This window comes from Propionicimonas sp. T2.31MG-18, from assembly GCF_964266745.1.
Taxonomy (GTDB): Bacteria; Actinomycetota; Actinomycetes; order Propionibacteriales; family Propionibacteriaceae; genus Propionicimonas.
Window position 1 is genome coordinate 355,364 of record NZ_CAXWGX010000012.1, and the last position, 23,027, is coordinate 378,390.

Annotated in this window: 18 protein-coding genes; 12 read left to right on the forward strand and 6 right to left on the reverse strand. The window is 68.7% G+C overall.

All coding sequences use genetic code 11. The annotated features are described in order from the left end of the window. Positions 1–57 precede the first annotated feature (57 nt). From ACFQQJ_RS06655 to ACFQQJ_RS06665, 3 genes are read left to right on the forward strand one after another with little or no spacing between them, the layout of a single operon-like run. Entirely contained in the window at positions 58–2,823 is a 2,766-nt protein-coding gene (locus ACFQQJ_RS06655) for a heavy metal translocating P-type ATPase (RefSeq protein ID WP_377105498.1), read from the forward strand. 43 nt (positions 2,824–2,866) lie between these two features. Continuing rightward, entirely contained in the window at positions 2,867–3,151 is a 285-nt protein-coding gene (locus tag ACFQQJ_RS06660; RefSeq protein WP_377105204.1) for a metal-sensitive transcriptional regulator, read from the forward strand. Positions 3,152–3,210: 59 nt separating this feature from the next. Then, on the forward strand, positions 3,211–5,694 hold the full coding sequence (locus ACFQQJ_RS06665; protein ID WP_377105205.1) for a heavy metal translocating P-type ATPase: 2,484 nt from the start codon (positions 3,211–3,213) through the stop codon (positions 5,692–5,694). A gap of 200 nt (positions 5,695–5,894) precedes the next feature. Here the strand turns inward: ACFQQJ_RS06665 and ACFQQJ_RS06670 are convergent, their stop codons facing one another. Both ACFQQJ_RS06670 and nifJ read right to left on the reverse strand, forming a co-directional pair. Then, positions 5,895–6,188: a hypothetical protein gene (locus ACFQQJ_RS06670; RefSeq protein WP_377105206.1), complete on the reverse strand. Its 294-nt coding sequence runs from the start codon at positions 6,186–6,188 to the stop codon at positions 5,895–5,897. A gap of 240 nt (positions 6,189–6,428) precedes the next feature. Next, positions 6,429–10,124: a pyruvate:ferredoxin (flavodoxin) oxidoreductase gene (gene nifJ / locus ACFQQJ_RS06675; protein ID WP_377105207.1), complete on the reverse strand. Its 3,696-nt coding sequence runs from the start codon at positions 10,122–10,124 to the stop codon at positions 6,429–6,431. A 323-nt stretch (positions 10,125–10,447) separates the two neighbouring features. Here nifJ and ACFQQJ_RS06680 point away from each other — a divergent pair, with 323 nt between their 5' ends. Together ACFQQJ_RS06680 and ACFQQJ_RS06685 are read left to right on the forward strand one after the other, a co-directional pair. After that, complete coding sequence (locus ACFQQJ_RS06680; protein WP_377105208.1) at positions 10,448–11,008, forward strand: hypothetical protein; 561 nt, start codon at positions 10,448–10,450, stop codon at positions 11,006–11,008. A 26-nt stretch (positions 11,009–11,034) separates the two neighbouring features. Next, positions 11,035–12,459 (forward strand): 4Fe-4S binding protein, encoded by a 1,425-nt coding sequence (locus tag ACFQQJ_RS06685; protein WP_377105209.1) that lies wholly within the window; start codon positions 11,035–11,037, stop codon positions 12,457–12,459. Here the strand turns inward: ACFQQJ_RS06685 and lnt are convergent. Both lnt and ACFQQJ_RS06695 read right to left on the reverse strand, forming a co-directional pair. Continuing rightward, positions 12,384–14,027: an apolipoprotein N-acyltransferase gene (lnt, locus tag ACFQQJ_RS06690; protein WP_377105210.1), complete on the reverse strand. Its 1,644-nt coding sequence runs from the start codon at positions 14,025–14,027 to the stop codon at positions 12,384–12,386. The genes ACFQQJ_RS06685 and lnt overlap by 76 nt on opposite strands. Next, entirely contained in the window at positions 14,020–14,793 is a 774-nt protein-coding gene (locus ACFQQJ_RS06695; RefSeq protein ID WP_377105211.1) for a prolipoprotein diacylglyceryl transferase, read from the reverse strand. Before ACFQQJ_RS06695 ends, lnt begins: the two co-directional genes overlap by 8 nt. Before the next feature lie 551 nt (positions 14,794–15,344). Here ACFQQJ_RS06695 and ACFQQJ_RS06700 point away from each other — a divergent pair. Next, complete coding sequence (locus tag ACFQQJ_RS06700) at positions 15,345–15,647, forward strand: hypothetical protein (RefSeq protein WP_377105212.1); 303 nt, start codon at positions 15,345–15,347, stop codon at positions 15,645–15,647. A 45-nt stretch (positions 15,648–15,692) separates the two neighbouring features. Here ACFQQJ_RS06700 and ACFQQJ_RS06705 read toward each other — a convergent pair whose 3' ends face one another. Both ACFQQJ_RS06705 and ACFQQJ_RS06710 read right to left on the reverse strand, forming a co-directional pair. Then, the gene (locus ACFQQJ_RS06705) at positions 15,693–16,814 is read right to left on the reverse strand and encodes a sensor histidine kinase (protein ID WP_377105213.1); all 1,122 of its coding nucleotides are present in this window, start codon (positions 16,812–16,814) and stop codon (positions 15,693–15,695) included. Beyond that, entirely contained in the window at positions 16,811–17,542 is a 732-nt protein-coding gene (locus tag ACFQQJ_RS06710; RefSeq protein ID WP_377105214.1) for a response regulator, read from the reverse strand. The genes ACFQQJ_RS06705 and ACFQQJ_RS06710 overlap by 4 nt, the downstream gene beginning before the upstream one ends. 544 nt (positions 17,543–18,086) lie before the next feature. Between ACFQQJ_RS06710 and ACFQQJ_RS06715 the strand changes: the two genes are divergently transcribed. The 6 genes from ACFQQJ_RS06715 (at position 18,087) to ACFQQJ_RS06740 (ending at position 22,779) form a co-directional block, all read left to right on the forward strand. Then, positions 18,087–18,356: an SHOCT domain-containing protein gene (locus ACFQQJ_RS06715; RefSeq protein ID WP_377105215.1), complete on the forward strand. Its 270-nt coding sequence runs from the start codon at positions 18,087–18,089 to the stop codon at positions 18,354–18,356. Continuing rightward, positions 18,353–19,045, forward strand: a complete 693-nt coding sequence (locus tag ACFQQJ_RS06720; RefSeq protein WP_377105216.1) for a hypothetical protein — start codon at positions 18,353–18,355, stop codon at positions 19,043–19,045. The genes ACFQQJ_RS06715 and ACFQQJ_RS06720 overlap by 4 nt, the downstream gene beginning before the upstream one ends. 2 nt (positions 19,046–19,047) lie before the next feature. Then, positions 19,048–19,770 carry a response regulator gene (locus ACFQQJ_RS06725; protein ID WP_377105217.1) on the forward strand — a complete coding sequence of 241 codons (723 nt, stop codon included), beginning with the start codon at positions 19,048–19,050 and terminating at the stop codon, positions 19,768–19,770. Further along, positions 19,767–20,894: a sensor histidine kinase gene (locus ACFQQJ_RS06730; RefSeq protein WP_377105218.1), complete on the forward strand. Its 1,128-nt coding sequence runs from the start codon at positions 19,767–19,769 to the stop codon at positions 20,892–20,894. Before ACFQQJ_RS06725 ends, ACFQQJ_RS06730 begins: the two co-directional genes overlap by 4 nt. A gap of 323 nt (positions 20,895–21,217) precedes the next feature. Further along, on the forward strand, positions 21,218–21,670 hold the full coding sequence (locus ACFQQJ_RS06735) for a hypothetical protein (RefSeq protein ID WP_377105219.1): 453 nt from the start codon (positions 21,218–21,220) through the stop codon (positions 21,668–21,670). After that, on the forward strand, positions 21,667–22,779 hold the full coding sequence (locus tag ACFQQJ_RS06740; protein WP_377105220.1) for a cytochrome b N-terminal domain-containing protein: 1,113 nt from the start codon (positions 21,667–21,669) through the stop codon (positions 22,777–22,779). Before ACFQQJ_RS06735 ends, ACFQQJ_RS06740 begins: the two co-directional genes overlap by 4 nt. The last annotated feature ends 248 nt before the right edge of the window (positions 22,780–23,027 follow it).

Sequence of the window (23,027 nt, forward strand, 5' to 3'; positions counted from 1 at the left end):
GCGTACGGTTTCAGACAGAAGATACCCCCATGGGGTATGAGGCTTGCGGTGCAGAGGATGGTGAGTGCGATGGGCTGGTTGGTGATCAGCGTCGCGGTGGTGTTGACCGGATTGTTGGGATGGTTCTTCTTCGGCCCGAGGAAGGCCGGCCGGGTTGAACTGGAAGACGGCGTCCAGGTCGTCCGGGTCACCGTGGATGGCGGCTACAGCCCCGATCTGATCGAGGGCGTGCGACCCGGGGTCCCGGTGCGGATCCTGTTCGACCGCCGTGAGGGCGGTGAGTGCACCTCCCGGGTGGTGATGCCCGACTTCAAGGTGAACGCATCCCTGCCGGCGTTCCGCACGACCGCTGTCGAGTTCACTCCGGCCGAGGCCGGCGAGTTCCGCTTCGCTTGCGGCATGAACATGGTGTCGGGAGTGATCCGGGTCAGTGGTGATCGCGGCGTAGCCGGCCAGACGGCGCCCGCTGCCGGCCACGAGCACACCGCTGCGCCGACCCCGCCCGCACAGGGCGCCGCCCCCGATGCCTCTGAGGAGGATGCGGAGCGCGCCGCCGAGATCCGGGATCTGGTGCGCCGACTGGTGATCGGTGCGGCGTTGACCGCTCCGGTGCTGTTCGCGGTGATGGCGTCCGAGTTGTTCCGGGTCACGTGGGTGCCTGAGTTCCTGATGAACCCGTGGCTGCAGTTGGCCCTGATCACGCCGGTGATGTTCTACACCGGGTGGCCGATCCATCGCGTCGGCTGGCGTGCCCTGTCCCACCGCAACGCCGACATGAACTCGCTGATCACCCTCGGCACGGTCGCCGCATTCGGCTACAGCGTGCTCGTCACTGCAATGCCCGGGCTGTTGCCCGCGGAACTGCGGCAGGTCTACTTCGAGGCGGTCGGGGTGATCGTCACCCTGATCCTGCTCGGACGACTCCTCGAAACCAAGGCGAAGGCCGGCACCGGCGAAGCGATCCGCAAACTGATCGGCCTGCAGCCCCGCACCGCCCGCATCGAACGCGGCGGCCAGGAACTCGAGGTGAGCATCGAGGAGGTCCTCGTCGGCGACGTCGTGGTCATCCGGCCCGGCGAGAAGCTGCCCGTCGACGGAGAAGTCATCGCCGGCGCGTCAACGATTGATGAGGCGATGGTGACCGGAGAGTCGATGCCGGTCACCAAGGCGGTCGGAGACGCCGTGATCGGCGCCACGATCAACACCACCGGCTCGCTGCGCTACGTCGCGACGAAGGTCGGCGCGGACACCGTGCTGGCCCAGATCATCAAGCTGGTCCGGGAGGCGCAAGGATCCAAGGCCCCGATCCAGCGGCTGGCCGACAAGGTGTCCGGCTACTTCGTGCCCGCCGTGATCGCGATCGCGGTGTGGACGTTCGCCTTCTGGATGCTCTTCGGACCGCCGCCCACGTTCGTGTTCGCCCTGGTCGCGGCAGTATCGGTGCTCATCATCGCCTGCCCCTGCGCCCTCGGCCTGGCAACCCCGATGTCGATCACCGTCGGCACCGGCAAGGGTGCCGCACACGGCATCCTGATCCGCTCGGCCGAGGCACTCGAGACCGCCCACAAACTCGACGCGATCATCCTCGACAAGACCGGCACCATCACCAAGGGCGTGCCTGCCCTGACCGACGTGCTGCCCGCCGGAGAGCTCACGGAGGCCCGGCTACTGGCTACCGTTGCGGCCGTCGAACGTACCTCCGAACACCCGCTCGCGACCGCGATCGTCGCCGGTGCCGTCGAGCGGGGACTCCGGCTGCCCGACGTGGCCGGGTTCGAGTCGGTCACCGGCCAGGGCGTCCGCGCCACCGTGGACGGAGAACAGGTGCTGGTCGGCAACCGGCGGCTGCTGGAGTCCGCCGGGGTGGACGTCCAGCCTCTGCTGGCCGCCCACGACTGGCTCGCCGGGCAAGGAAAGACGCCGATGCTAGCCGCTTTCGGGGGCCGACCCGCAGGCGTGATCGGCGTTGCCGACACCCTCAAGGATGGCTCGGCAGCGGCCGTGGCCGCCCTGGAGGCGCGCGGCATCCAGGTTGTGATGATGACCGGCGACAACGGGGCGACCGCCGCCGCGATCGCCGCCCAGGTCGGTATCCGACGGGTCGTGGCCGAGGTCCTTCCCGAGCACAAGGCCGCCGAGGTCAGGCGCCTCCAGGCCGAAGGCAAGGTGGTCGGCATGGTGGGGGACGGTATTAACGACGCACCTGCCCTGGCCCAGGCTGACGTCGGCTCGGCGATCGGCACCGGCACCGACGTCGCCATCGAATCCTCCGACATCACGCTGATCTCCGGGGCCCTGTCGGGGGTCGTGACCGCGGTCGACCTGTCGCGGGCGACGATGCGCAACATCAAGCAGAACCTGGCGTTCGCCTTCCTGTACAACACCCTCGGCATCCCGATCGCCGCTGGCGTGCTCTACCCGGCGTTCGGGGTCACCCTCAGCCCGGTCATCGCCGCCGCCGCCATGGCGCTGTCGTCACTGTCGGTTGTCACCAACGCCAACCGGCTCCGCCGGTTCAACCCGCGCCCCATCCCCGACATCCCGCTGGCCGCCGTCCAGCCCGTCGTCGAGGTCGGCGGAACCCAAGCACCCCACCCCACCCAACACCATCGAGAGGAAACCCCAATGTTCGGCAAGAAGAAGACCAGCAAGGCCATCGATCCCGTCTGTGGCATGAGCGTCGACCCCGCCAAGGCCGCGGCCACCCGCGAGCACGACGGAACGACCTTCTACTTCTGCTCCACCAGTTGCGCGGAGACGTTCGACGCCGACCCGCACCGCTACGGACATGGCCAGGCCCACACCGCGCACCACGGCCACTGAACGACAACCTTCAAGCCCGCAGACGAGAACGGAGGTGAGGAGCATGCCCGGCGACCAGCGGCCTGACCGGAGGGCGCTCCTCACCCGCCTGCACCGCATTGAGGGCCAGGTGCGCGGCATCGGCCGGATGATCGACGACGACGTCTACTGCATCGACGTCCTCACCCAGGTGTCGGCAGCGTCCAGCGCCCTGCGATCGGTGGCACTGGTGCTGCTGGAACAACACCTCCAGCACTGCCTGGCCGAGGCCGCCCAGTCAGGCAACGAGACCCTCGACGCCAAGGTCACCGAGGCGTCCGAGGCGATCGCCCGACTCGTGCGCAGCTGACCCGACCCGATCCCGCGGAATCCGAGTCGCGGCCGATGATCACCCGAGGGAGAGCCCTGATGTCCACGAAACCCAGAACCGTCGTCCTTGAGGTCGCCGGGGTGCACGCCGCCTCGTCGAAGGGCGTTGCTGAAGCCTTCCTGGCACGCCAGCCCGGAGTTCTTGCGGTCGACGCGAACCCCGTCGCGCAGACCGCCAACGTGACCTACGACCCTTCCCGAACCTCGGTGGTCCGACTTCGCCAGGCGGTCCTCGACTGCGGCTACCACTGCGCAGGCCAGTCGGTGCCCGACCACATCTGCGACCCGACCGCCGACCCCGCCGGCCACGACCACGACCACCACGCCGCTCACCACGACCACGGGCACCCCCAGGCCCCTGCGGGAACCGCCGTCCAGGTCACCGACGAACAAGCGGCGCACGATCACGCGGCGACGACGCATGGCGGGCCCGACCATCACGAGCTGCCTGCGGCTGGAACCCCGCAGGACGTGATGGGCCACGGAGGCCACCACGCCGGCGTGTCGATGGCGGACATGGCCCGCGACATGCGCAACCGGTTCCTGGTCGCGCTGGTGCTGTCGGTCGTGATCACCTTGTGGTCGCCGATCGGGCGCAACGTGCTCGGGTTTGCCGTGCCGGCGCCGTTCGGTCTGCGTGACGACGTGTTCGCCCTGGCGTTGTCGCTGCCGGTGATCTTCTACTCGGCCTGGATCTTCTTCGACGGAGCCTGGCGGGCACTGCGGGCCCGAACCCTGGACATGATGGTGCTGGTCGCAGTCGGAGTTGGTACCGGCTGGCTGTACAGCCTTGGCGTCACCCTCACCGGCGGCGGCGAGGTCTTCTACGAGGCCGCCACCGTGCTGACCACGTTCGTCCTGCTGGGCCACTGGGTCGAGATGCGTGCCCGCGGCGGCGCGAACGACGCCATCCGCACCCTACTGGAGCTCGCCCCGCCACGCGCGGTCGTCATCCGCGACGGACGCGAGGTCGAGGTCCCCACCTCCGAGGTGACCCCGGGGGACGTGCTGCTGGTGCGTCCCGGCGCGAAGATCCCCACCGATGGCACCGTGATCGACGGCGAATCGGAGATCGACGAGTCCATGGTGACCGGCGAGAGCCTCCCTGTAGCCAAGACGATCGGCTCGCCGGTCATCGGCGCCACCGTCAACACCGTCGGCGCGCTGCGGGTCCGCGCGACCCGGGTGGGGTCCGACACCGCCCTGGCACAGATCGTGGCCCTGGTCCAACAGGCGCAGAACTCCAAAGCGCCCGGGCAGCGGCTCGCGGATCGGGCCGCGTTCTGGCTGGTCCTGGTCGCCCTGATCGGCGGCACAGCCACATTGCTCGCGTGGCTGCTGGCCGGCGCGCCGCCAGCAACCGCGGTCCTGTTCGCGATCACCGTGGTCGTCATCACCTGCCCCGACGCGCTGGGGCTGGCGACCCCGACCGCCATCATGGTCGGTACCGGCCTCGGTGCGCGACGCGGGGTGCTGTTCAAGAACGCCACCGCGCTGGAGTCCGCGGCCGGGATCGACGTCGTCGTCATGGACAAGACCGGGACTCTCACCCTGGGTGAGCCCGAGGTGACCGATCTGGTGGTCGACGGAATCGACGAACTGGAGCTGCTCGGCGCGGTCGCCGCGGTGGAGTGGGAGTCCGAGCACCCGCTGGCCAGGGCGATCCGCCGCTACGCTGCCGATCGTGGCGCGCCCGAACGGACCGCGGCAGGCTTCCGCAGCACGCCCGGACACGGCGCGAGCGCCATTGTCGAAGGCCGTCGGGTTCTGGTCGGGAACAGGCGGTTGCTCGACGCCGAGGGAATCCTGGCCGGGGCACTCGGCGCCCGCCGCGACGAGCTCGCTGACGCCGGACGGACCGCGGTCCTGGTCGCTGTCGATGATCGCGCCGTCGCCGTGATCGCGCTCGCCGACGCGCCCCGGCCGACCTCGGCCGCCGCAGTGGCTGCGATGCACCAGGCCGACGTCAGGGTCGTCATGCTTACCGGCGACAACGAGGTCACCGCCCGGCGGATCGCCGACAAGCTCGGCATCGACACGGTCATCGCCGAAGTGTTGCCGTCGGACAAGGCGTCCAGGATCGCGAGCCTGCAGGCCGATGGACGCCGGGTCGCGATGGTCGGTGACGGTGTGAACGATGCCCCCGCACTGGCCACCGCCGATCTCGGCATCGCGATCGGCGCCGGCACCGACGTGGCGATCGAAACCGCCGACGTGGTGTTGATGCGCTCCGACCCGATGGACGTCGCGGTCGCGCTCCGCATCGGCAGGGGTACTGTCCGGAAGATGCGACAGAACCTGGGGTGGGCGATCGGCTACAACACCGTCGCTCTGCCGATCGCCGCTGGCGTGTTCTACAGCTCCCTTGGCCTCATGCTCAGCCCGGAGATTGCCGCGATCACCATGTCCGGCTCCAGCGTGATCGTCGCCGCCAATGCGCTCCTCCTGCGACGCCTCCGGCTGCCCGCCCAGCCCGTGCCGACAGGCGCCACCCCAGCGGCGTCTCGGCCCACGAGCAGGTAGCCGGAGGCCGACCACCCTCCGAAGCGAACCCGACAGGCTGAACTCGACATGGGCCGTGCCCTGATCATGTCAGGGCCTGGCCCCGGCAAGTGTCCGACCGCAACTCAGAGGCGCTGGTCGTTCCGGTTGGACCCAACGAAAGCCTCACCGACAGGGTCATCCAGCCGAGAGACCAGCGGTGCGTTACGAACCGGAGTCACTCAGGGATGGTGCGTCGCGTGCCCTGACTCCACAGCGGAGGAAGACGAAGGTGCTGGCGCTGTCGGCGCCGACCCGACGCCGTTGATCGCGGGCCCGAGGACGAGCGCCGAGAACAGGAACAGGGCGGTGAAGACCGATGCACCCACGATAGGGGCAGCGATCGATCCATATCGGCGGTGCAGCCGCTTGAACATCGGGACACTGAGAACGAGACCTAGCACATAGAGAGCGGCGTTGCCCCAGAAGCCGGCCAGGAGCGCGGTTCCCGCCACGATTCCGATGTGGTGCATCACGTGCGGAACCAGCCCGAGGAGGCTGCCGAAACCAGCACGCGTCGCAGCCCATGCACTACGCAGACGCGCGCGACCTTTCGACCCAGGCAGCGGGCTGGGTGTCGCCTGAACGGCGCCTTCGTCCGGTGCTCCATCAACTGACGTGTCTACTGGCTGACTCACGCCTCCCATGGTCCTCGACGATGTCGAACCGCAGGGCAAGGTTCGGTCAAGGTTCAGACAAGGCTGGACCGCTGCTCGTCAACTCTCGGGCGGAGGCGCCTCATGAGTCGCCTCCTTGCCTGCCGGCACACCACGTTCCACACCGGCCAGTTGCGAGTAATAGTGCCAGCGTTCGTCGACATCTGCCTGTGCGAGATTTGCCAATTCCTCCGCGCGTGTCGGATTCGCCCTCGCGAGCATGGCGAATCTCGCCTCGCTGAGCATGAAATCGCGCACCGGGGTGGACGGCGCCCGGCTGTCCAGGTGCAACGGGTGCGCGGTCTCTCCGGGACGGAACCGGTACAGCGGCCAGTAGCCGCTGGCGACCGCGTCCGCCTGGTGGCTCATCGACGTGGCCATGTCGATGCCGTGCGCGATGCAGGTGGAGTAGGCGATCAGCAAGGAGGGCCCCGGCCACGCCTGGGCCTCGAGCATCGCCCGGACGGCCTGCTGCTGGTTCGCGCCGATCGCGAGCTGCGCGACGTAGACGTCGCCGTAGGCCTGCGCCAGCATCCCCAGGTCCTTCTTGCGGGTCGGCTTGCCCGCGGTGGCGAACTTCGCGGTCGCGCCGCGGGGGCTCGCCTTCGACGCCTGCCCGCCGGTGTTGGAGTACACCTCGGTGTCGAGCACCAGGATGTTCACGTTGCGTCCGCTGCCGAGCACGTGGTCGAGCCCGCCGTAGCCGATGTCGTACGCCCAGCCGTCGCCGCCGATGATCCACACCGACTTGTCGACCAGCTGGTCGGCGAGCGAGAGCAGCTGCCGGGCCTGTTCGCCGGCCTCGGCCCGTCCGATGCCCGGGCCGGCCCCGGACGGGCCGACGTGCGCGGCCAGCGCCCGCTTCAGCTCGGCGACCCGCTCCCGCTGGGCGGCCAGGCCGGCCTCGTCGGACTGGTCGGCGGCGAGGAGCGCGTCCGCGACCCCGTGGCCCAGTTCGTTGCGCAGCAGGCCGACCAGCCGGCGCGCCTCCGCGACCTGGAGGTCCTGCGCGATCCGCATGCCCAGCCCGAACTCGGCGTTGTCCTCGAACAGCGAGTTCGACCAGGCCGGGCCGCGCCCGTCCGCGTTGGTCGTGTACGGCGTGGTCGGCAGGTTGCCGCCGAAGATGGACGAGCACCCGGTGGCGTTGGCGATGATCATCCGGTCGCCGAACAGCTGGGTGAGCGTCTTGATGTACGGGGTCTCGCCGCAGCCGGAGCACGCCAGCGAGAACTCGAACAGCGGCTGCAGCTGGGCCACGCCCTTCACCTGGTCGGCGCGCACCTGGGTGCGGTCGATCTCGGGCAGGCCGAGGAAGAACCCGAACCGGTCGCGCTCGACGTCGCGGTGATCGCGGGCCGGTGCCATGTCCAGGGACTTGTGCTTGTGCTCGCTCTTCGAACGGGCCGGGCAGATGTCGGAACAGATGCCGCAGCCGGTGCAGTCGTCGGGCGCGACCTGGACGATCAGCCGCCGGCCGGGGTGCTGGCGGTCCTTGTACTCCTTGTGCAGGAATCCCTCGGGCGCGCCCGCCAGGTCGGCCGGGTCGGCCAGCTTGATCCGGATCGCGCTGTGCGGGCACACGACCGCGCACTTGCCGCAGTCGATGCACAGGTCGGGGTCCCAGACCGGCAGTTCGGCGGCGATGCCGCGCTTCTCCCACTTCGACGTCCCCGTCGGCCACGAGCCGTCCACGGGCAGCGCGCTGACCGGGAGCAGGTCGCCCTGGCCGTGCAGCATCGCACCGGTGACCCGGCGGACGAAGTCGCCGGCCTCTGCCGGCAGCGGCGGGAGCCGGTGGCTGTGGCTGGTCGGACGCAGCGCGGCCGGCAGCGGGCGCAGCGCGGCGATCGCGGCGTCGATCGCCGCGTAGTTGCGCTCCACGACCGTGCGACCGCGGCGGCCGTAGGTGGCCTCGACGGACGCCTTGATCGCTGCCACCGCCTCGTCGGCGGGCAGCACGCCGGAGAGGTAGAAGAAGCAGGGCTGCATCACGGTGTTGATCCGCTTGCCCAGCCCGGCGGCCTTCGCCACCGCCTCGGCGTCGATCACCCACGTGCGCAGCCGCTTCTCCGCGATCTCCGCCTGCACCTCCACCGGCAGGTGCTCCCACGTGTCCTCGCCGTGGGGGGAGTTCAGCAGCAGCGTGGCGCCCGGCTTGGCGATGTCGACGGTCTTCATCGCGGTGAGCAGGTCGAACTGGTGGACGGCGACGAAGTCGGCCCGGTCGACCAGATAGGTGGCCCGGACCGGCGTCCGACCGAACCGCAGGTGCGACACGGTGACTGCGCCGGACTTGCGGGAGTCGTAGACGAAGTAGCCCTGGGCGAAGGCCTCCGGCTGCTCGCCGATGATCTTCACCGAGTTCTTGGCCGCGCCCACCGTGCCGTCGGAGCCGAGTCCGTAGAACACGGCCGACAGGTGGTCGTCGGGAACGCGGAACGCCGGGTCCGGGGTGAGCGAGAGGTGGGTGACGTCGTCGACGATGCCGACGGTGAACCGCGGCCGGGGGGCGGCCCCGGCCAGTTCGTCGAACACCGCCTTCGCCATCGCCGGGGTGAACTCCTTCGACGACAACCCGTAGCGCCCGCCGATCACCGTGAGCCCTGCCCGCAGCGGTGCACGCTCCCCCGTCGTGGTCACGTGCGGCCGGGACGCCAGCGCGACCAGGACGTCCGCGTGCAGCGGCTCCGCCGGGGCGCCGACCTCCTTGGTGCGGTCGAGCACCGCGATGCCGCGCACGGTGGCCGGCAGCGCGGCCAGGAAGGCCTCGGTCGGGAACGGCCGGTACAGCCGGACGGTGAGCAGGCCCACCTTCTCGCCGCGGCGCACCAGCTCGTCCACGGTCTCGCCGAGGCAGCCGGCGGCCGAGCCCATCGCCACGACGACGCGCTCCGCGTCCGGGGCGCCGGTGTAGTCGACGAGCGAGTAGCGGCGCCCGGTGCGCGCGGCGAGCTCGTCGAACACCTGCGACACCGTCTCGGGCACGGCGAGGTGGAACGGGTTGGCGGCCTCCGCCGCCTGGAAGAACGTGTCGGGATTCTCGGCGACGCCGCGGATCACCGGCGCGTCCGGGGTCAGCCCTCGGGCCCGGTGGGCCAACACATCCGACTCCCGCACCAACGCCCGCAGGTCGTCGTCGGCGAGCAGCTGGATCGTGTTCTCCTCATGGCTGGTGCGGAACCCGTCGAAGAAGTGCACGAACGGCACCCGCGAGCGCAGCGTCGCCGCGTGCGCGACCAGGGCGAAGTCGTGCGCCTCCTGAACGCTGGACGCGCACAGCATCGCCCAGCCGGTGGTGCGCGCGGACATCACGTCGGAGTGGTCGCCGAAGATGCTCAGCGCGTGGGTGGCCACCGTCCGGGCGGCCACGTGGATCACCGCGGGGGTGAGCTCGCCGGCGATCTTGTACATGTTCGGCAGCATCAGCAGCAGCCCCTGGGACGCGGTGAACGTCGCACCGAGCGCCCCCTTCGTCACCGCGCCGTGCAGAGCTCCCGCCGCGCCGGCCTCGGACTGGAGCTCGATGACGTCGGGTACCGCCCCCCACAGGTTGGTGCGGCCGGCGGCCGACCAGGCGTCCGCCGACTCCCCCATCGCCGAGGACGGGGTGATCGGGTAGATCGCGAGCACCTCGCTCAGGGCGTGCGCCACCCGCGCCGCGGCCTCGTTCCCGTCCACCGTCGCCCGGGTCGGCTGGGTGGAGCGGTCTGACGCGCGGGCGGGCATGGCCGACGACGGGAGCGATGAGGTCATGCCGCACATAGTGCCTGCACGCAGGGTGTCCGCTGGCATCGTGGAGCGACGAGCAGACGGAACCTTGACGATTTCTTCGTCGTTTGTGGTGGGAATGCAGTGCGGGGGACCGTTCGATGACGGGTCCGGGGTGGCGCGCTGACTCCGGCGAACATCGGTAGCGCCCAGGTCGCCGCGAACCGGCTCCCACAAGGTGCCAAGCGGCACACATCGAGATCTCGTCAAGTGTTTGTGAAGGTTTGGTGTACTCGCGCGTTCTGGGTCGCGCGCCGCGTTCGCCGCCCGACATAGTTCAGGAGATCTGACCCCGAGGAGCCCCCCTGATGAAACCGTACGTCGTCGCTGCGTCCGTAATGGTGGCGATGTTGCTGCCCGCGTTCGGTGCCCAATTCGCCGTAGCGGCCGGGCCCCGGAGCGGATACGCAGCGCCGGCCGTCGAGCCCGCTGTGACGCCAGCTCCCTCGCCATCGGCGTCGGCCACCGACGACATGGCCGGGATGAGCCATGAGGACATGACCGGGATGAGTCATGAAGACATGCCCGGCATGAACAATGCGAGCCCGTCTGTATCGACCCCCACCCCGAGCACCGGGATGAATGATCAGACGATGCCGGGCATGGACCACGGGCAGTCGGGCATGAACGACCAGGACATGCCGGGGATGGATCACGGAAGTGGGAACGCGGAGCCTGCCGGCGGCGCAGCTGAAGGGTCGTCGCACGCTCATGGCGAGGGCGTTGCGACCCCGCCACGCCCGGTCGCGGCCCTCGTTGGCGGCTTCGCTGCCGTCAACGGCGGGGTGATGATCACCGCCGCCGTCCTGCGCCGACGCGACAAGCGTCATGCCGCCACCTCCTCCCGACCCACCCGGCCGGCCAAATAGCCCACCCAGACGAACAAGGACGATCGATGCCAACTCTGATTCAGCTGCGTCCGCGGGACGAGGAGTCCGACCTCGACGCAAACCCCCCACTCCCTTCAGCCCCGGCGGGTCCCAACCTGATGAGGATCTCGCTCATCGCAAGGATCCTGCGCAGCCGGTGGTACCCCGGCATCCTGCAGGTCCCGGTGGCCGCTGTCTTCGGTCTGGTGGCGTTCCAGCTGCTCGCCGGGCCGGCCGCCGCGCAAAGGAATGCCGGCACCGCCTTGATGTGGGTGCTGTGGTGGCCCATCCTGCCGATCACCTTCGTGCTGGTCGGGCGCCTGTGGTGCGCGGTCTGTCCGTTCGGCGCGATCTCCGACGTCGTCCAGAAGCTTGTCGGCGTGAACCGGCCGGTGCCGCGGTTCCTCAAGCTGTACGGCCTGTGGATCATCGACGCCCAGTTCCTGGCGATCACCTGGAGCGACCACGTCTGGGGGATCGTCGAGTCACCGTGGGGCTCAGGCGTACTCCTTCTTCTCCTCACCACCGGGGTGATCATCTCCGGAGCACTCTTCCAGCGGCGCACGTTCTGCCGCTACCTGTGCTTCCTCGGCGGCCTGTGCAGCAACTACTCCCGCGGCAGCGTGGTCGAACTTCGCGCCGACCAGGACATCTGCAGGACCTGCAAGGCGAAGGCGGCCTGCTTCAATGGCACCGCCACCCAGCCCGGCTGCCCGCTGTTCAACTTCCCGCGGACGATGGACTCCAGCGCGAACTGCACCCTGTGCGCCAACTGCATCAAGGCCTGCCCCAACGATGCCATCCAGGTGCGGGCACGCAAGCCGCTCAGCGAACTGTGGTTCCTGGACAAGCCGAAGATCGAGGAATCGTTCCTCGCCATGGCGATCATGGGCATCGTCCTCATCCAGAACCTCACCATGCTCTCAATCTGGCAGGACATCCTCGGCTGGATCGAAAAGACCACCGGCATCACCAGCTACCCGCTCATCTTCACCGTCGCCTTCGTGGTCGCGGTGAGCGTTCCCGTCGGCTTGATGGCGCTGGCCTCGAAGGTCGCCTCGCGCGGCAACCTCGAGAACACGGTGACCAACTTCGCGAGGTTCGGCTACGCCCTGATCCCGCTGGACATCGCTGCCCACCTGGCCCACAACCTCTTCCACCTCCTCGCGGAGGGCGGGGTCGTGTTCTCCACCGTCGCATCACTGTTCGGCTTCGATTCGGCCCAGATGCCGACGGCGCTGGCGAGTTCCTCAACGATCCTGATCCTGCAGCTGATCATCCTCGCCCTCGGGGTGGCAGGTTCGGCCTACACCATCCGCCGAATCACGAACCGCCGCTACGGCAGCGTCGCACGCCGCCGCGCCACCACGACCCCCTACCTGGTGCTGCTCGGGGTCTTGACCGTGATGAACGTGTACCTGTTCCTGATGCCGATGGCCCACCGTATGTAGCAGCTCCGGGCCAGCAGGGCGAGCCACGCCAGGGAGGCGAGGCTGAGGACCTGCTGGAGCGGGACGGAGATCATCGCTGCCGGGGTGAGTCCGTCCCGGAGCGGGAGGGTCGTGACCCCGCTGGCGGCGCCTTGCTCGACTCGAAGTCGTGGCTTGCCGTCCGGGCCGATGATCCCGCTGACGCCGCTGGTGGTGACCACGAGTACTTCCCGCTTCAGTTCCGCCGCGCGAGCCCGGGTGATGGCGAACTGCTGGTCCACCTGGCTCGAGCCCTGGTACATCGCATTGCTGCTCTGCACCACGATGATCTGGGCGCCGTTGCCGGGCAGGTCGTAGGCGACCTGGTCAAAGGCGACGTCGAAGCAGAGGAGAACCCCCACGGTTGCGGCACGACCGTCGCGGAGGGTGACCGGCAGGGTGCCGGCTACGGTCCCGGGGACCGATTGCGCTCCCACGTAGCGGAGTTGCGGAACGAGGGGGAGCAGGACGTCGCGGAACGGAATCCATTCACCGAACGGGACGAGAGACCGCTTGATGTAGGTGGGGCCGGCGCCTTGGGTCGTCCACCATTGCGATGCGGTCTGTCGTTCGTCCTGCCCTGGACCTTTGAGGATCGTTCCCACGAGTATCGGCGCCCGGGCGGCGGCGACCGAGGCTTCGATGAGGCTGCGGGTTGTCGCGTCGACTCGTGGGTCGAGATCTGTGGCGTTCTCGGGCCAGATCACCGCGTCGGGCACGTCTGCGCGTCCGCTGCTGATCTCCTCGGCGAGCTTCGCCGTTTGGCTGGCGTGGCGGTAGGAGGTGGAGCGCTCGGCACCGATCCCGTAGACGCCACCCCCGGGGGCACCACCCTGGACCCACCCGAGCGTGATGTTGCCGGTGGTTGCTGGGGGAGGCAGCGCGCGTCCCGCCAAGGCCGCGAGAAGCAGTCCCGCGATGAGGGCGGCGAGAACCGAGACTCGGCGCCACGACGTCCGGATGGCGACCCAGGCCAGCGACTGCGCGAGCAGTGCTGTGGCGAAGCTGAGCCCGCCGACGCCGACCAGCGGGAGCAGCCCTGACAGGGGAGAGTCGATCATCGTGTAGCCCAGTCGAAGCCACCCGAATCCACCGAACGGGAATCGGGACGCCGCATACTCCATGGCCAACCAGAGCCCGGCGGACAGGACCGGCCAGGCCCGGGTCCTGAAGGCCAGGTTGGTGGCTACGCCGAGGAGCGCGTACCAGGTGGTCATCGCGACGATCAGCCCGGCCGCTGCCCCCAGATCGATCATCCCCATCCAGTTGAGGGTGTTGGCCGTGAAGACGAACCCGAAGACCGTGCCCACCGCGGCGGCCCGGCAGCCACTGTACGGACCGCGGGAGGCCAGCGCGAAGCCCGCCACCCCGACCACCGTTCCGGGCCACAGGCCGATCGGGGCGAAGCCGACGCTGGTCAGGGCGCCAGCCAGGGCGGCGATCAGGATCCGATGGCTTTGCCGTTGAGAACGCCGGGCGAGATCGCCGAGCCCTGGCTTCGCTTCAGCCCCCGTTGGGTGGGCGGAGGCCAGCGCGAGGTTCTCAGGCAACCGGGGTCGTGAGGGGCGCGGGTTCTGGCGAGTCGGTCTGGCCGGCGCCCCTGGCTCTTGCGATCAGGACGATGCCCCCGATGATGCTCGCCAGGCCGAAGAGCTGCGCCTCCGTCATGCCGAGGAGCACCGGGTTGTTGATCCGCACGAGTTCGACGAGGATCCGCGAGAGCCCGCTCATCACGAGGTAGCTGCCGAACACCGCGATCGGGGCGATCCGGTCCTGCAGCACCCACAGGGCGAGAGCGATCAGGAACGCCGCCGCAGCCTCATAGAGCTGGGCCGGGTGCACCGGGACGTTGACGGGAACGGCCCCGTTGGGGAAGGCCATTCCCCAGGGCAGGTCGGTCGGCTTGCCGTACGTGCCGTCGCCGGCAAGGAAGCATCCGATCCGTCCAATGCCGTAGGCGACCGACAGCGGCATCGCCATCGCTCCGGCAACCGTGCCGAGCGGAAGTCCGTGGCGGCGGGTGATCACGAGAACGGCCAGGACGCCACCGATCAGGCCGCCGTACCAGACGAATCCGGAGCTGCCGAGCATGTGCAGGTCGAAGTTGCTCCAGTTGTCGATCAGGAAGTAGACCTTGGCTGCCACGAAGCCCCACACTGTCGCCCACATCACCAGGGAGTACGCCGTGTCCTTGTCGTAACCGAGCCGAGTGAAGCGTCGGCCGAGAATGTACGCACCGACGAGGGCGGCGACTGCCTTGCTCACCCCGTAGGACTGGATCTGGAATCCGAAGATGCTGAACAGTACGGGTAGCACGGTGATCAATCTCCAAAGGAAGCAGTGAGTGGGCCGCAGCAACGGGCCGGTCAGGTCAACGGTGCCGTGCCTTGGTGTGGATTGCGCAGACCTTCCCGCAAGATTCAGTCAAGAACCCCAACCGGGCGCGGGGGAGGCGGCGTCCTGTCGGGAACTGAGCGATCGCCCCTTCTTGTCCGAATCTTGACCCGAACCACGGCTGAGCCGAACGACCTGCCCGGCATCCTGACCGCGAGGCATCGACCCACGAAGGGAGTGACGTGCTGCATCAAGGCCCCCCGGTCGCGAGCTGGATCCTCATCTGTCTTGCGCTGGTTCTGTTGTGGCTCGTCACCATCGTGGCGGCTCGTTCGCTGTTGGGCGGTCACAGAGTCCAGCGAGTCCGTCACGTATCGCCGACCCGAGCCGAATCACCTGCCGGGTCGCCGCGACCGTCGGTTCGTTCTTCTTGACCGCACCTTGATCCACGCCGAACAGGAACCGAATGTGTGGTGGGCACAGTTGCAGACAGGACAACCTCCACCGAGGTGGAGTGTGGAGAAGGAGTTGCCGTGAGCGTGGATAACCAGTCGAAGTCGTCGCCGCCGTGGGCGAATTACCCCGACGCCGAGACGTCCCCGGATCGGTCGGTCCCGGATCAGGCGAGCCACGCCGGCCATCAGGCCGACCACTCCGAGCACGGAAGTCGCGGAGGTCACGGCTGGATGATGCTGCTGATGTGCGTGCCGCTCGTCGCTATCGGTCTGTGGCAGTTCTTCAGCGGCGGCGGACTGGCGCCACTCCTTGGCGGACTGGTGTGCTTCGGGATGATGGCGCTGATGCATCTCGGGATGGGCTCGTCGCATCGCCATTGAGGTCGCTCCGGGTCGGGCAGGAGGCTTCGGCTGCGTGCGAGCTAGCTACCGTGGGGTGCGGCGGATCGGGAGGCTCAGGGTGAAGGTGGATCCCAGGCCCGAGCCGGGGCTCACAGCCGTCAACTGGCCGCCGTGGGCTTCGACGAGCGCGCGGGCGATGGTCAGCCCGATACCCGATCCTGCAGCATCGCGGGTTCGGGCGGTGTCTCCTCGGTAGAACCGGTCGAAGACATGGCGCAGCTGATCGGGGGCGATGCCGTCGCCGGTGTCGGCAACCGCCACGAGGGCAGTTTCTTGGGTCTTCTGGACTGTGATCGTGACACTTCCTCCGGGGGAGGTGTGCCTCAACGCGTTGTTGACCAGGTTGTTGAGCGCCTGGCCGATACGGATCGCGTCGATCGCCACAACCGCGTCCTCACCGGGGAGGAGCGCGAGGGTGACGTCCTTGGCATCGAACTTCGGCTGATGGGCATCCACCACGTCGGCGACGACATCACGAAGCGACTGCACATTGGGCTCGATGGTGACCCGGCCCTCTTCGGCCCGGGAAACGTCGTTGAGGTCCCCGGCAAGCCGGCTCAGGTGATTCGTTTCGGCGAGAAGAAGGCTGCGGGTATCGGCATCCCACTCCGCTACGCCGTCGTCGACGGCTTCCAGGTGCGCCTGGATGTTGGCCAGGGGAGTGCGCAACTCGTGCGCCAGGTCTCCAAGGAGACGAAGACGGGTCTGCTCGGTCGCCGCAAGCTGCGTGGTCATGTCGTTGAAAGCTGCCGCGAGATTCGCCAACTCCGGCCCGGCGCCCGCTTCGATCACGACAAGTTCGTGGCTGCCCTGGGAGAGGGCCTTCGCCGCCGTGGAGAGCTTCTCCAGCGGCCGTCGGATTCGACGGGTCACGTAGTAGGTGACGCCCAGCGCGCAGCCGATCGCGACCACCATGGCGACCGCCAGCGAAGCGGTGCTTGAGTCCAGGTAGGCCTGCTCGATGTGGGGGATCTCCGGGGATGTCGGCACGTGACCACTGGCAATGAGGTGGTCATGGAACAGGGTTGGCCCCAGGATCGCCGCGACACCGCCGGCGGTGGCGATGGCTGCCAGCAGCACCAGGCTCTGCGCCACGAACAGCCGGACCCCCAGGCTCCAGTCCTTGGGGCGGGTCGGTCGCTTCACTTGGGCGGAGCCTCGGGCCTGCCCATGCGATACCCGACTCCCCGGACGGTGAGCAGGTAGAGGGGTTCGATCGGATCGTCGCCAAGCTTGCGACGCAGGTTCGCGATGTGCACGTTCACGACGTGGTCGTCACCGACCCACTCGGTGTTCCACACGCGATCGATGATCTGACGGCGCGTGAGCGTGGCTCGCGGGTTGCTGGAAAGCACGTCCAGAATGTCGAATTCGGTGCGGGTGAGGCTGAGCCGGCGATCGCCGACCCAGACCTCCCGCAGTCCTGGATCGATCACCACGTCACCGAATTGACGCTTCTCAGCCGACTCCTCGGGTGAGGTCGCTCTCGACAGGCGGGGTCGCCGCAGAACCGCGCTCACCCGAGCGACCACCTCCCTTGGACTGAACGGCTTGCCGATGTAGTCGTCGGCACCCACACCGAGACCGATGATCCGGTCGGTCTCATCGTCCCTCGCGGTGAGCATGAGGATGTAGCAGTCCGAGAAGGTCCGCACCTGCCTGCAGACCTCGATCCCGTCCAGCCCGGGCAGGCCCAGGTCGAGCAGGATGACCTCGGGATCGAGTTCGCGTGCGGCGGCGACCGAGCCGGGGCCGTCCACCGCATAGTGAACCTCATACCCGGCCTTCACCAGGTACGACCCAAGAATCTGCGCCAAGGCTCGTTCATCATCAACGACGAGGATCTTGGCCGGTGCCGGCACGGTGCTGCTCATCTTCGAAGTATGGCGGACCGACGGCCGCGGCCGGCTGCTGCGGGGGCATCGGCGGCCATCTCTTGATCCAATCTTGACCGAACCGTCGCCCGGAGCCCCTCAACCCGCCGGCTGGCGCAGGCACGCGGCAACCAGGCGGGTATCGCCGTCCGCTACGCCAGCTCAAGCTTCGCTGCGGGTGGGACTGCTCTCCGCGGGGCCCGGGTCCGCGACCTCGACCCACTTCGATTCACAGCCCGGGCAGCGCAAGACTGGCGCGCCGTCGACCTCCTCGCCTGTCGGAACGGTTCCGCAGGCATCACGGCAAGGATTGAGGACCAGGTGGAGAATCACCCGACCATGGTGGTCGACCCGCGCAGATTGGCCAAATCTCGCAGGTCGCTTCGGCTGCGACATCTCCCTCAACAGCTTCGCGGCGGCCAAACCGTGGTGGCCGGCTATGGGAGATCTTTACTTCGCGGTGGGGGTGACCGCTATGAGCGGCGGGCAGGCTGGTTGTGTCGGGCGGCGAGGAGCGCCGCCCAAGCGAACGAGGAGTACGGACATGATGGGATATGGCGGCATGGGTTGGGGCGGCATGGCGTTCGGCGGCATGATCGGCATTGTGCTGCTGTGGGTGGTGCTGATCGCCGGGATCGTCTGGGCGGTGAGCAGGTTGCTGCCCGGTCGTCAGGCGGGCCACGGCACCCGGCCGACGCAGGAGAGCCCTGAGGAGATCCTGGATCGGCGGTTCGCGCGTGGCGAGATCGATCTGCAGACCTATCAGGCCCAGCGCGATGCGCTCGGCCGGGTTCGTGGGGAGGATTTGCGTTGAGCACTCCCAGACGGACCTCTTCGCGGCGGCTGGCGTGGCTGGTGCTGGTGGCGGCGAGCGTGCTGCTGCTCGGGTCGCTCGCCGTCGTCCTGGTCGCCTCGGGAACGACCCTGGTCGCGACTCCCACCGCCGGGACGTCCGGGCCGGGCTACCCGAACACCTCGAACGGGCGCCGGGGTATGCCGGGCCCGGGGATGGGGGGCGGCATGATGGGCCGGCAGGTCTGGTTGGCGGGTGATGGCTCGCCCGTCCAGGGGATCGCGCAGGCGCGCGCCCGTGCGACGCTCGCCGGCTCCGGCCGGGGCCTGCGGCCGGGTGAGGTGATGCAGTTCACCGGAAACTTCTACGTCGAGTTGAAAGACGCCGCCGGGCGGCCTGCCACGGAGCTGCTGGTGAACCCGACCGACGGGTCGGTGTCCACCGAGCAGGGGCCGGCGATGATGTGGAACTCCGGTTCCCGGGACGCCACTGTCTCGCCGGACCAGGCGCGGGTCATGGCAGATGACTGGTTGCGGGTCAACCTGCCCGCCCAAGCCACCGTCACTGACGTGAAGGGATTCCCGGGCTACTACACGATCGACACTGAATCGGGCGGCAACATCGTGGGCATGCTTTCGGTGAACGCCCTCACCGGGGCAGTCTGGTACCACACCTGGCACGGGAACTTCGTCACGGAGGAGGACGCCTGATCGTGGTCGAGACTCCGAGGCTGAGCGCCCTGGTGGTGGACGACGAGCCGAGCCTGGTGCGGGTCGTCGAGGGCTTCCTGGCCCGGGACGGTTTCGACGTCCGCACCGCTGCCGACGGCGAGACCGCCCTGGCGCTGGCCCGCGAAGCCGAGCCGGATGTGGTGGTGCTCGATCTGGGCCTTCCCGGCATGGACGGGATCGAGGTGTGTCGGCAGTTGCGGACCTTCTCCCGCTGCTACGTGCTGATGCTGACCGCCCGCGCCGACGAGGTGGACCTGCTCGTCGGGCTCGCTGTGGGTGCCGACGATTACGTAACCAAACCGTTTTCCCCTCGAGCACTGGTTGCCAGGATCCGCACCCTGCTCCGCCGGCCCCGCACGACGGGAGGCGCACCGGAGGATTCCGGCGAACCGGCGAAGCAGGTGTTCGGCGACCTTGTCATCGACCCCCCGGCGCGGGAGGTCCACGTCGGATCGTCCCTGATCGGGCTCACCCGCACCGAGTACGAACTCCTGGAGACCTTGAGCAGCCGTCCGCGGGTCGTGTTCACCCGGCAGCAGCTCCTGGACAACGTCTGGGACGGTACGACCGGCGCCGCGCCCGGCGATGAACACCTCGTCGACATCCACATCGGCCACCTGCGGCGCAAACTGGGCGACGACTCGCGATCGCCCCGCTACGTTCTCACCGTCCGGGGCGTCGGCTACCGAATGGGACCGGGATGAACCCGCGGCAGACCAAACCGAAGGGACCGGGGCTCAGGCTGGCCGGCCGGCTCCTGATCAACATCGCCCTCGTCATCCTCGCCGGTGCCAGCACCGTCCTGCTCGGGGCACTCCTGCTCTCCTGGCCGCTGTTCGACATGCACCTGCAGGACGCAGGAGTGACTCTGGACCAGCAGATCCTTGAGCACCTGATGAGCGCCTTCGAACAGGCCGTCCTTACCGCCCTCGCGGTCGGGATCCTCGCTGCCGCAGCAACAGCACTGGCGATCAGCTGGCTGATCGCCCGCCGGCTTGCGACACCCATCCAGGACGCCGCCATCGCCGCGAGGGCACTCGCCGACGGACGACTCGACACCCGGCTGCAGGACCCCCGGATGGGATCAGAGCTCGCAACCCTGACGGTGTCGATCAACCAACTTGCCCAGCGGCTGGAGGCCACTGAGACCACCCGCCGGGAACTCACCGCAGACCTGGCGCACCAGCTGCGCACCCCGATCGCATCGCTCGAGGCCACCGTCGAGGCCATCGCAGAAGGCATCCTCCCCGTGGACGACCAGACCCTGGAAACCCTGACCGGTCAGAGCGCGCGCCTGCGGCGTCTGGTCGCCGACCTCGAAGTCGTCTCCCGCGCCCAGGAACGCCAACTCCTGCTTAGCACCAGGCCCGTGCCAGTTGCCGCACTCGTCGACACCGCCGTCGCCGCAAGCCGGGAACGATTCCGGGCCGCCCAGGTGAGCCTCACCCGGTCCGTCGCCGCCGACACCCCCGACCTGCTCGTGGACCCCGACCGGATCAACGAAGTCATCACCAGCCTGCTCGACAACGCCCTGCGACACACACCCGCCGGCGGAACCGTGACCGTCAAGGCCGGCGCCGACCCGGACCCCCGCCACCCCGGCGCGATCATTGAAGTCCGCGACACCGGAGCGGGATTTCCCCCGGGGGACGCCGAGAAGCTGTTCCGGAGATTCCACAAGGCGCCGAGCAGCGCCGGCTCCGGCCTCGGACTGACCATCGCCCGCGCGATCGTGGAGGCCCACCACGGCACCCTCACCGCCGACAGCGACGTGTCCGGCCAGGGCGCGCAATTCACCATCACGATCCCGCCCGCACCAGGCCGGTAGCCGTTGCGCCGACATCCGTGCGTCCCAGCCGCGACATCGATGCGGCCCTCGCCCACTCGCGCGCGCAGCCGGGTGATCAACGTCGCCGACGCGTCGATGTCAAACCTTGACCATCCGCATACGAAACAGCCCACGTCCGGGGGAGACCCTGAACTATGACGCGACGTCCAGACAGTCGCACCGGCACGACTGTGCCGATCGAGGCCACCGCAGTTCGACCGGGCCGGCGGGCCGTGCTGGTGGTGATCCTCGCGGGACTCTTCGCCGTAGCCGGTGCAGCCACTGCCTCGGCACACGGGGGCGAGGAGACAACCGTTGGGTACGTGCTGGCGCAGCAGGCATTGGGGCACCTGGCTCACGACACGAGCGCGGCCGGGATCGAGGTGGCGATGGAGAAGGTCGACGACGCTCTGGAGACCTCGGACAACGCGGGGGTCGACATCGCGAAGGTGCAGCAGGCGCGCGCGGCACTCGAAGCCAACCAGGTGACCCGCGCCCAGGAGTTGCTCGCGCAGGCCATCAGTGCCGCGGTCGCCGCGCTTCCACCCGCCACCGGCATGTCCACCGGCACCCGGACCATCGAACCGGAGCTTGCCGGCCGGCCCGACGCGCCCGCCCCGAGCTGGATCCTCGCCATCGCGTCGCTGGCGCTGCTGCTGGGCGGCAGCTACCTGGCCTATCGCTACCGCCCAGCCGACACCCCGGCACAGCTGCGGCGCAGGCTGGCACAACCCGCTGACCGTGACGCCCAAGCATCCCGGGAGGAGACACCATGAGCACCCTCCGCGCCGACCCGGCCATCTCGACCAGCCCGAACACCGCTGCGACCCGCCCGTGGTGGCGCCGCGCCCTCGATGTCGTCGATGACCGGCTCGGCATCACCGCGCTGACCTATCCCGTCCCGGAGCACGCGAACAACATCGCGTGGAGCCTGGGCGGGATCACCGCCGCAGCCCTGGTACTGCTCGTCGTGACCGGGATCCTGCTCACCCAGTTCTACGCTCCGGTTCCGGAGGAGGCCAACGCCTCGGTCCGGCACATTGTCACCCACGAGTGGGGCATGTGGTTCGTCCGCGGCGTGCATTTCTGGGCCGCCCAAGCAATGTACGTCACCGCTGCCCTGCACCTGCTCCGGGTCTTCCTCACTGGTTCCTACAAGCGCCCCCGAGAAGGCAACTGGCTGATCGGTGTCGCCATGTTCGGGCTGGTGATCTTCGCCCTGTTTACCGGAACCGTCCTCAAGTGGGACCAGGAAGGGTACGAGGCGCTCGGGCACAACGTCGAGGTCGCCAACCTGCTCGGCGGCGGCGGCCTGTGGTTCTCCCCGGACTTCGCCAACCGGGTCTCCATCCTGATCCGCCTCTACAGCGCCCACGTCGTCCTCATACCGGGCCTGATCGTCGTGCTGTTCACGCTGCACGCGCTCCTGGTCAAGCGGCACCGCATCTCCCCCCACCCATCGCTGACCGCCGACGACGAGTCCACCGACGCGCCGGCAGCGGAGCCGGTCGAGCCGTTCACCCACCACCTGCGCCGGATCTCCGCGCTCGGGCTCGCCCTGCTGGGGGCCCTGGGCCTGCTGGCCGTCACCTTCCCACCCCCAGTCGGTCCGGCGCCCGTCGAGGGCATCGAGGTGACCAAGCCGATGTGGCCGTTCTGGTGGATGTTCACCCTGGAGAACTGGATCGGCCTGTCAGGGATCCTCTACGGCGGCGGCGCCCTGTTCACCATCCTTGTGGCCCTGCCGTTCATCGACCGCAACCCGCACCGCGCGTGGCGACACCGCCGAGTTGCCATGACAATCGCCAGCGCCATCGTGGCGGCCATCATCGTCTTGACGATCTTGATGGCCTTCACCACGGCCAAGACCCACCTGGGCATGTGAGCGACGAAGGAAGGCAGTCCACAACCGCCATGACAAGCCCTCCGGCGCGCAACGGTTCTGCTCGGCGAGCCCGCAGCAGCCTGTGGATCCTCCTGTTAGTGGCGACGCTGGCCGCCGGATCGCTCAGCGCGGCGCTTTCCTCACCAGGGTCACCAGCCACCGGTCTGCGGGTCGCAGTCAGCGGCATCGTCCTGGCTGTCACGCTGGCCCTGGCCGCTCGCGTGTTCCAGGCACTCCACAGTGCCCGC

Excerpts from the sequence above, each read along its gene's own strand:
- ACFQQJ_RS06740 (WP_377105220.1), top strand. The coding sequence starts at position 21,667 with ATGAGCACCCTCCGCGCCGACCCGGCCATCTCGACCAGCCCGAACACC.
- ACFQQJ_RS06730 (WP_377105218.1), top strand. The coding sequence starts at position 19,767 with ATGAACCCGCGGCAGACCAAACCGAAGGGACCGGGGCTCAGGCTGGCC.
- ACFQQJ_RS06685 (WP_377105209.1), top strand. The coding sequence starts at position 11,035 with ATGCCAACTCTGATTCAGCTGCGTCCGCGGGACGAGGAGTCCGACCTC.
- ACFQQJ_RS06715 (WP_377105215.1), top strand. The coding sequence starts at position 18,087 with ATGATGGGATATGGCGGCATGGGTTGGGGCGGCATGGCGTTCGGCGGC.
- ACFQQJ_RS06680 (WP_377105208.1), top strand. The coding sequence starts at position 10,448 with ATGAAACCGTACGTCGTCGCTGCGTCCGTAATGGTGGCGATGTTGCTG.
- ACFQQJ_RS06665 (WP_377105205.1), top strand. The coding sequence starts at position 3,211 with ATGTCCACGAAACCCAGAACCGTCGTCCTTGAGGTCGCCGGGGTGCAC.
- ACFQQJ_RS06710 (WP_377105214.1), bottom strand. The coding sequence starts at position 17,542 with ATGAGCAGCACCGTGCCGGCACCGGCCAAGATCCTCGTCGTTGATGAT.
- nifJ (WP_377105207.1), bottom strand. The coding sequence starts at position 10,124 with ATGACCTCATCGCTCCCGTCGTCGGCCATGCCCGCCCGCGCGTCAGAC.
- ACFQQJ_RS06655 (WP_377105498.1), top strand. The coding sequence starts at position 58 with ATGGTGAGTGCGATGGGCTGGTTGGTGATCAGCGTCGCGGTGGTGTTG.
- ACFQQJ_RS06660 (WP_377105204.1), top strand. The coding sequence starts at position 2,867 with ATGCCCGGCGACCAGCGGCCTGACCGGAGGGCGCTCCTCACCCGCCTG.